The organism is Streptomyces sp. NPDC043908 (assembly GCF_056435525.1).
The window spans coordinates 366,217-374,083 of sequence record NZ_JBWKEI010000005.1 but is presented as its reverse complement, the minus strand read 5'-3'; the positions used below and the strand labels follow the sequence as shown (position 1 = coordinate 374,083).

Annotated in this window: 9 protein-coding genes; all 9 read right to left on the bottom strand. The window is 71.8% G+C overall.

Annotated elements, in window-relative coordinates:
- Window positions 1-472: 472 nt before the first annotated feature.
- The 9 genes from AC069K_RS14575 to AC069K_RS14535 all read right to left on the bottom strand — a co-directional run bounded on the left by AC069K_RS14575 (window position 473) and on the right by AC069K_RS14535 (window position 7,867).
- Window positions 473-1,540: a hemolysin family protein gene (locus AC069K_RS14575; RefSeq protein WP_365113941.1), complete on the bottom strand. Its 1,068-nt coding sequence runs from the start codon at window positions 1,538-1,540 to the stop codon at window positions 473-475.
- A complete protein-coding gene (locus AC069K_RS14570; protein ID WP_365113939.1) occupies window positions 1,537-2,877 on the bottom strand; it encodes a hemolysin family protein in 1,341 nt (446 codons plus the stop codon). The genes AC069K_RS14575 and AC069K_RS14570 overlap by 4 nt, the downstream gene beginning before the upstream one ends.
- 204 nt (window positions 2,878-3,081) lie before the next feature.
- Window positions 3,082-3,537: a PH domain-containing protein gene (locus AC069K_RS14565; protein ID WP_365113947.1), complete on the bottom strand. Its 456-nt coding sequence runs from the start codon at window positions 3,535-3,537 to the stop codon at window positions 3,082-3,084.
- Window positions 3,538-3,583: 46 nt separating this feature from the next.
- Window positions 3,584-4,432 carry an ATP phosphoribosyltransferase gene (gene hisG / locus AC069K_RS14560; protein ID WP_101387334.1) on the bottom strand — a complete coding sequence of 283 codons (849 nt, stop codon included), beginning with the start codon at window positions 4,430-4,432 and terminating at the stop codon, window positions 3,584-3,586.
- Window positions 4,433-4,477: 45 nt separating this feature from the next.
- Entirely contained in the window at window positions 4,478-4,759 is a 282-nt protein-coding gene (locus AC069K_RS14555) for a phosphoribosyl-ATP diphosphatase (RefSeq protein ID WP_188275085.1), read from the bottom strand.
- Between the two features lie 35 nt (window positions 4,760-4,794).
- A complete protein-coding gene (ribH, locus tag AC069K_RS14550; RefSeq protein ID WP_358836079.1) occupies window positions 4,795-5,280 on the bottom strand; it encodes a 6,7-dimethyl-8-ribityllumazine synthase in 486 nt (161 codons plus the stop codon).
- A 51-nt stretch (window positions 5,281-5,331) separates the two neighbouring features.
- On the bottom strand, window positions 5,332-6,621 hold the full coding sequence (locus AC069K_RS14545) for a bifunctional 3,4-dihydroxy-2-butanone-4-phosphate synthase/GTP cyclohydrolase II (RefSeq protein WP_365113936.1): 1,290 nt from the start codon (window positions 6,619-6,621) through the stop codon (window positions 5,332-5,334).
- Window positions 6,618-7,262, bottom strand: coding sequence for a nicotinamide mononucleotide transporter family protein (locus AC069K_RS14540; protein WP_478615772.1), 645 nt, complete (start codon window positions 7,260-7,262; stop codon window positions 6,618-6,620). Before AC069K_RS14540 ends, AC069K_RS14545 begins: the two co-directional genes overlap by 4 nt.
- A complete protein-coding gene (locus AC069K_RS14535; RefSeq protein WP_478615769.1) occupies window positions 7,259-7,867 on the bottom strand; it encodes a riboflavin synthase in 609 nt (202 codons plus the stop codon). Before AC069K_RS14535 ends, AC069K_RS14540 begins: the two co-directional genes overlap by 4 nt.

The window sequence follows — 7,867 nt, the reverse complement described above, 5'->3', positions numbered from 1 at the left end:
CTTGTATCGTGCGTTGTTCCTCCCCACCTCCTCTTGGTTTTCTTGTCTTCTTTTGTTTCTTTCTCCTCCCCACCCTCCCGTTTTTTTTTTTTTTTTTCCCCCCCCCCCCCCCCCCCCCCCCCCCCCCACACGGCCCGCAGCCAAAGGGACACCCGCGAAGCGGGGATACAGGGGGCGCAGCCCCCTCAGGGGTGCAGCCCCCTCAGGGGTGCAGGGGACGGAGTCCCCGCCCAGGGGCGCAAGGGACGCAGCCCCCGCCCAGAGGTGCAGGGGGCGCAGCCCCCTCAGGGGTGCAGGGAACGGAGTCCCCGCCCAGGGGCGCAGGGGACGCAGCCCCCGCCCAGGGGTCCAGGGGACGCAGCCCCCGCCCAGGGGTGCAGGGGACGGAGTCCCCGGGGAAACCGCCTGCCCCGCCCCTCCCCCGCCCCCGGAGGGTTTGGGGAAGGGGCGGGAGGGGCGAAACCCCCCTGGCTCACCCCGCCAGGGCCTGCTCCGCTCGGGGCTGTACCGGGAACGGGCGGTGCGACGGGTCCCGTACCTCGCCCACCAGCATCTCCAGGACGTCCTCCAGCGCCACCAGCCCCAGCACCCGCCCCGACGCGTCCGCCACCTGCGCGAGGTGCGCCGCAGCCCGCCGCATCACGGTGAGCGCGTCGTCGAGCGGCAGCTCGGCCCGGAGCGTGACCAGCGGGCGCCACACCTGCTGCGGCACCGCCCGCTCCCGCTCCTCCAGGTCCAGGACGTCCTTGACGTGGAGGAACCCCATGAAGGCGCCCCCCTCGGCGCAGACGGGGAAGCGCGAGTACCCGGTACGGACCGTCAGCTCCTCCAGCTGCCGGGGCGTCACCGAGGAGCCGACCGTCACCAGGGACGACCGGTCGAGCAGGACGTCCGTCACCGGCCGGCTGCCCAGCTCCAGGGCGTCCTCCAGTCGCTCCATCTCCCGCGGGTCCAGGAGCCCGGCCTGTCCGGAGTCCTCCACCAGGCGGTTCAGCTGCTCGCTGGTGAAGACCGCCTCCACCTCGTCCTTGGGCTCCACCCGGAACGCCCGCAGCACCAGCCGCGCGCACGTGCCCAGCGCGACCGTGACCGGGCGGCAGACCCGGGCGAAGGCGACGAGGCCGGGGCTGAACCAGAGCGCGGTCTTCTCGGGCGCCGCCATCGCCAGGTTCTTCGGGACCATCTCGCCGATGACGAGGTGGAGGAAGACGACCAGGGCGAGCGCGATCGCGTAACCGAGGGGGTGGATCAGTCCCGCCGGGACCCGGGCGGCCTCGAACACCGGCTCGAGGAGGTGGGCCACGGTGGGCTCGGCCACCGCGCCCAGCGTCAGCGAGCAGACGGTGATGCCGAACTGCGCGGCCGCCATCATCTGCGGCAGGTTCTCCAGACCGTGCAGCACCTGCCGGGCCCGCGCCGACTGGGACGCGAGGGGTTCGATCTGGCTGCGGCGCACGGAGACCAAAGCGAACTCGGCCCCGACGAAGAAGCCGTTCGCCAGCACGAGCAGCAGGGCGAAGAAGAGTTGCAGCAGGCTCATCGCACGGCCTCCGCCACGCTCTTGACGTCGGCGGTACGGACGAAGCGCACGCGCTCGGCACGGTAGCGCTCGACCCGGCGGACCTGGATCCGCCAGCCCGGCAGCTCGGCGCGGTCACCGGGGACGGGGATGCGTCCGAGCAGGTCGGCGACGAGTCCGGCGACCGTCTCGTACGGCCCGTCCGGCGCGTCCAGTCCTATCCGGCGCAGGCTCAGCACCCGGCAGCTGCCGTCGGCCTCCCACGCGGGGCGGCCGTCGTCGCTCGCCACGGCGGCGAGCTCGGGCCCGGTGTCGCCCTCGGTGTCGTGCTCGTCGCGCACCTCGCCGACGAGCTCCTCGACGATGTCCTCCAGGGTGACGACCCCGGCCGTGCCGCCGTACTCGTCGACGACCACGGCTATCGGCTGCTCGCTGCGCAGCCGTTCGAGCAGCTGCTGCACGGGCAGGGTCTCGGGCACCAGCAGCGGCGGCACGGCGATCCGCGCGGCCGGCGTGCGGTGGCGCTCCTGCGGCGGCACCGCGAGCGCGTCCTTGAGGTGGACCATGCCGACGACCTCGTCGATCCGCTCCCGGTAGACGGGGAAGCGGGAGAGCCCGGTGGCCCGGGTGAGGTTGAGGACGTCGGCGGCGGTCGCGGAGGTCTGGAGCGCGCTCACCTTCACGCGCGGCGTCATCACGTTCGCCGCGGTGAGCCGGCCGAGCGCCAGGGTGCGGACGAACAGGTCGGCGGTGTCCTGCTCGATGGCTCCGGCGCGCGCCGAGTGGCGGGCCAGGGAGACCAGTTCGCCCGGGGTGCGGGCGGAGGCGAGTTCGTCGGCCGGCTCCACGCCGAGCGCCCGGACCAGCCGGTTGGCGACGGTGTTCAGGAGGGCGATGACGGGCCGGAAGAGCCGGGAGAAGCGGCTCTGCGGGCCGGCGACGAACCGCGCGACCTGGAGGGGCCGCGAGACCGCCCAGTTCTTGGGGACGAGTTCGCCGATCACCATCTGGACGGCGGAGGCGAGCAGCATGCCGACGACGACGCTCACCCCGGGCGCCACCCGGGCCGGCAGGCCGGCCGCGGTGAGCGGCCCGTCGAGCAGTCCGGCGAGCGCGGGCTCGGCGAGCATGCCGACGACGAGCGAGGTGATGGTGATGCCGAGCTGGGTGCCGGAGAGCTGGAAGGACAGCTCGCGCAGGGCCGCCACGACGGTGCCGGCGCGGCGGTCGCCGTCGGCGGCGGCCTGCTCGGCGTCCGGACGCTCCACGGTGACCAGGCCGAACTCGGCGGCCACGAAGAACCCGTTGGCGAGGATGAGAAGGAATGCCGCGGCGAGCAGCAGAAGGGGGGTGGTCATGCCGCCGCCTCCTGCGAAGGGGCGGCGCGGGTACTACCGGACGATCCGTCCATTGCTGGAGGGAGTCACTCCTCGGGTCGCTGGTGCCCCGCAGGCGCGTGGTGCCGCCTTCTGCGCGGGGCCGGCGCGTTGCGCGCCACGTCCACCAGGGTAGCTATTGAGATCGTCGCCGCAATGCCTGCCCCGGTGCTGAAAGGGGGAGGGTCAGCCGTCCTGGCGGGTGCCGTGCGTCTCGGCCAGCGCGCGCAGCGCGCGGGCGTCGCGGATGGCCCGCTCCTTGGCGATGCCGGGCTGGATGCCGAGCGCGGGCAGGCTGGTGCCGTCGCTGAGGTCCAGGAAGACCCAGGGGTCGCCGGGGCGCAGGTTCACGCGCAGGATCTCGGCCCAGGCGAGCCGCCGGGTCCGGGTGAGGTTGACGACGGTGACGCCCGTGTCGTCGGCGACGACCTTGGGCCGGCTCAGCAGCGCGAGGACGGCGAAGAAGAGCGTGGCGGTGAAGACGAAGCTGGCCCGCTCGCCCCCGCTCATGTTCTCCAGGAGCAGTGCGACGCCGGTGATCACGGCGAACATCACGGCGCCCACGCTCAGCAGCACGGCCCGGGTGCGGGTCGGCCGGAACGTGACCGGGAGAGCGGGGAGCTGGGGCGCGGGGGCGGACACGGGGAACGTCACTTCCGTACGGGGATCGGGGGGCCGGGCGGACCGGTCAGAGGCGGCAGGCGTGGATGGCCGTGGTGAGGATGGCGCGGGCGCCCAGCTCGTACAGGTCGTCCATGATCCGCTGGGCCTCCTTGGCCGGGACCATGGCGCGCACCGCGACCCAGCCCTCGTTGTGGAGCGGCGAGATCGTCGGCGACTCCAGGCCGGGGGTGAGGGCGACGGCCCGCTCCAGGTGCTCGGCGCGGCAGTCGTAGTCCATCATCACGTAGCTGCGGGCGACCAGGACGCCCTGGAGGCGGCGCAGGAACTGCTGGACCTTGGGGTTCTCGGCGTCGGCGCCGGTGCGGCGGATGACGGCCGCCTCCGACTTCATGATCGGGTCGCCGAAGACCTCGAGACCCGCGTTGCGCAGCGAGGTGCCGGTCTCCACGACGTCCGCGATGACCTGGGCGACGCCCAGCTCGATGGCGGTCTCCACAGCGCCGTCGAGGTGCACCACGGAGGCGGCGATACCGGCCTCGGCCAGGTGCTTGGCGACGATGCCCTCGTAGGAGGTGGCGATCGTCTTGCCCGCCAGGTCCTCGATGCCCGAGACGGTGCCGGGCTTGGCGGCGAAGCGGAAGGTGGAGCGGGCGAAGCCGAGCGGCAGGATCACCTCGGCGTCGGCACCCGAGTCGATCAGCAGGTCCTCGCCGGTGATGCCGATGTCGAGCTTGCCCGCCGACACGTAGATCGCGATGTCCTTGGGGCGGAGGTAGAAGAACTCGACCTCGTTGACCGGGTCGACCAGGACGAGTTCCTTGGACTCCTTGCGCATCTGGTAGCCGGCCTCATGGAGCATCGCCGACGCAGGTCCGGACAGTGAACCCTTGTTGGGGACGGCGATGCGCAGCATGAGGTCGGCTTCCTTCGGGTGAGGGGGTGGGATGTGCGGGTGTGCTCAGAGGTGCGCGTAGACGTCGTCGAGGGAGATCCCGCGCGCGACCATCATCACCTGGACGTGGTACAGCAGCTGCGAGATCTCCTCGGCGGCGGCGTCCTTGCTCTCGTACTCGGCGGCCATCCAGACCTCGGCGGCCTCCTCGACGACCTTCTTGCCGATGGCATGCACACCCTTGTCCACCAGTTCGGCGGTGCGGGAGGTGGACGGGTCGCCGTTGGCGGCCTTGAGCTGGAGCTCGGTGAAGAGCTCTTCGAAACTCTTGGAGGGTTTGTTCGCCATGATGCTTCTCAGGGTAAGGGGTGCGTCCCTGCCACTCAGCGCCAGGGTTCGCTGACGGTGCGCAGCGTGGCGGCCGTGGCGACGGCGGCGGTGACCGCTTCGTGGCCCTTGTCCTCGTTCGACCCTTCGAGGCCGGCCCGGTCCAGGGCCTGCTCCTCGGTGTCGCAGGTCAGCACGCCGAATCCGACGGGTACGCCGGTGTCGATGCTGACCTGGGTGAGACCGTTGGTGACACCCTGGCACACATAGTCGAAGTGCGGTGTACCGCCCCTGATGACGACGCCCAGGGCGACGACCGCGTCGTACCCGCGGCCCGCGCAGACCTTGGCGACGACCGGCAGCTCGAAGCTGCCGGGGACGCGCAGCAGCGTCGGCTCGTCGATGCCGAGCTCGTGCAGGGCGCGCAGGGCGCCGTCGACGAGTCCGTCCATGACCTTCTCGTGCCACTGCGCCGCGATCACGGCGACCCGGAGGTCTGCGCAGTTGCGTACGGACAGTTCGGGTGCGCCCTTGCCACTCACGTGCTACTCCTCGGTGATCTGTTGCTGTTGCGGGTGCCGCTGTCGGTGTCGTTACTGGTTGCCGCAGGTCGACGCTGCCGCGTCCAGCCACGGCAGGTCGTGTCCCATCCGGTCGCGCTTGGTGCGCAGGTACCGCAGATTGTGCTCGCCCGCCTTGACCGGCATCGGCTCGCGGCCGGTGACCTCCAGGCCGTGGCGGACCAGGGCGTCGGTCTTCTCGGGGTTGTTGGTCATCAGGCGCAGGCTGCGCACGCCCAGGTTCTCCAGGATCTGCGCACCGGCCGCGTAGTCGCGGGCGTCGGCGGGCAGGCCCAGCTCCAGGTTGGCGTCGAGCGTGTCGCGGCCGCGCTCCTGGAGCTCGTAGGCGCGCAGCTTGGAGAGCAGTCCGATGCCGCGCCCCTCGTGGCCGCGCAGATAGACCACGACGCCGCGGCCCGCCTCGGTGATGCGCTCCATGGAGGCCTGGAGCTGGGGGCCGCAGTCGCAGCGCTGCGAGTGGAAGATGTCGCCGGTCAGGCACTCGGAGTGGACGCGCACCAGCACGTCCTCGCCGTCGCCGAGCTCGCCGTGGACGAGGGCGACGTGCTCGACGCCGTCGACGGTGGAGCGGTAGCCGTAGGCGGTGAACTCCCCGAAGGAGGTGGGGAGGTGGACCTCGGCCTCGCGGCGCACGGTGGGCTCGCTGGAGCGGCGGTAGGCGATCAGGTCCTCGATGGAGATGATCGTCAGACCGTGCTTGCGGGCGAACGGGATGAGCTCGGGCAGCCGCAGCATGACGCCGTCCTCACCGGCGATCTCCACGATCGCGCCGGCCGGGGCGAGCCCCGCGAGCCGGGCGAGGTCGACCGCGGCCTCGGTGTGGCCGTTGCGGACGAGGACGCCGCCGGGCTTGGCGCGCAGCGGGAAGATGTGCCCGGGGCGGACGAAGTCACCGGCCTCGGCCTGCCCGTGGGCGAGCAGGCGCAGGGTGGTGGCGCGGTCGGCGGCGGAGATGCCGGTGGAGACGCCGTGCGCGGCGGACGCGTCGACCGAGACGGTGAAGGCGGTCTTCATCGACTCGGTGTTGTGGTCGACCATCTGCGGCAGCCGGAGCCGGTCGAGCGCGTCGCCCTCCATGGGCGCGCAGATCAGCCCGCGGCACTCGCTCATCATGAACGCGACGATCTCGGGGGTCGCCTTCTCGGCGGCGATGACGAGGTCGCCCTCGTTCTCGCGGTCCTCGTCGTCCACGACCACGACCGGCCGGCCCGCCGCGATGTCGCGGATCGCCTGCTCGACGGGGTCGAGGGAGAGGTCCTCGCGGTTGTCGGTGGAGTACCAGGTGGGTGTGGTGGCGCTCATGCCGCCGCTCCTTCCAGGACGGGCTGCGCGCTCGTACGGGAGCGCAGCCACCAGTCGCGCAGGCCCCACAGGACGATTGCGCCGTAGATGACGTAGACGAAGCCGGAGAAGGCGAAGCCGTTGGCGAAGTTGAGCGGCACGCCCACGGCGTCGACGAGCAGCCAGGCGAACCAGAACTCGACCATGCCGCGCGCCTGGGCGTACATGGCGACGATCGTGCCGACGAAGATGTACGCGTCCGGCCACGGGTCCCACGACAGCGTCGGGTAGGCGGTGAACAGCGCGCCGACCGCGAGGGTGCCGAGCGCCGCGCCCGCGACGAGCGCGCCGCGCTCGCGCCAGGTGGCGAAGCGCACCGCGATGGAGCCGTCCTGGCCCTGGCGCCGTCCGCCGCGCCACTGGTACCAGCCCCACAGCGCCACCACGATGACCACCAGCTGCTTGCCGGCGCTGCCGGAGAGGTGGGCGGTGCTGAACGCGGCCAGCAGGATGACGCCGGACAGGAGCTGGGCGGGCCAGGTCCATATGGAGCGCCGCCAGCCGAGCGCGAGGGCGATCAGACCGACCGTGTTGCCGATCATGTCGGACCACATGATGTGCTGGTCGAAGGCGGTGAACGCCTCGGAGTTGAGCCAGTTCACTTCGGGTCCTCCTGGCCGCGGGCGCCGAGCAGGCGCTCGACGTACTTGGCGATCACGTCGACCTCCAGGTTGACCGGGTCGCCGGGCTGCTTGCGGCCGAGCGTGGTCAGCGCGAGGGTGGTGGGGATGAGGCTGATGGTGAAGTAGTCGGGGCCGGCCTCGACGACCGTGAGGCTGACGCCGTCGACGGTGATCGAGCCCTTCTCGACGACGTAGCGGGAGAGCTCCGCGGGCAGCGAGACCTTGACGATCTCCCAGTTCTCCGAGGGCGTGCGCGCCAGGATGGCGCCGGTGCCGTCGACGTGGCCCTGGACGATGTGCCCGCCGAGGCGCCCGCCCACGGCCATGGGCCGCTCCAGGTTGACGCGGGAGCCGACGTCGAGGGCGCCGAGGCTGGAGCGCTTCAGCGTCTCCTCCATGACGTCGGCGGTGAACTCGCCGTCGCCGCTCTCCACGACGGTCAGACAGACTCCGTTGACGGCGATCGAGTCGCCGTGCCGGGCTCCCTCGGTGACGACGGGGCCGCGCAGACGGAAGCGGGAGGAGTCGCCGAGCTTCTCGACGGCGGTGACCTCACCCAGCTCTTCGACGATTCCGGTGAACAC

What these genes read in the sequence shown, in the direction of transcription:
- AC069K_RS14575 (WP_365113941.1), bottom strand. Translation starts at nt 1,540, where the DNA reads ATGAGCCTGCTGCAACTCTTCTTCGCCCTGCTGCTCGTGCTGGCGAAC.
- AC069K_RS14570 (WP_365113939.1), bottom strand. Translation starts at nt 2,877, where the DNA reads ATGACCACCCCCCTTCTGCTGCTCGCCGCGGCATTCCTTCTCATCCTC.
- hisG (WP_101387334.1), bottom strand. Translation starts at nt 4,432, where the DNA reads ATGCTGCGCATCGCCGTCCCCAACAAGGGTTCACTGTCCGGACCTGCG.
- AC069K_RS14555 (WP_188275085.1), bottom strand. Translation starts at nt 4,759, where the DNA reads ATGGCGAACAAACCCTCCAAGAGTTTCGAAGAGCTCTTCACCGAGCTC.
- AC069K_RS14545 (WP_365113936.1), bottom strand. Translation starts at nt 6,621, where the DNA reads ATGAGCGCCACCACACCCACCTGGTACTCCACCGACAACCGCGAGGAC.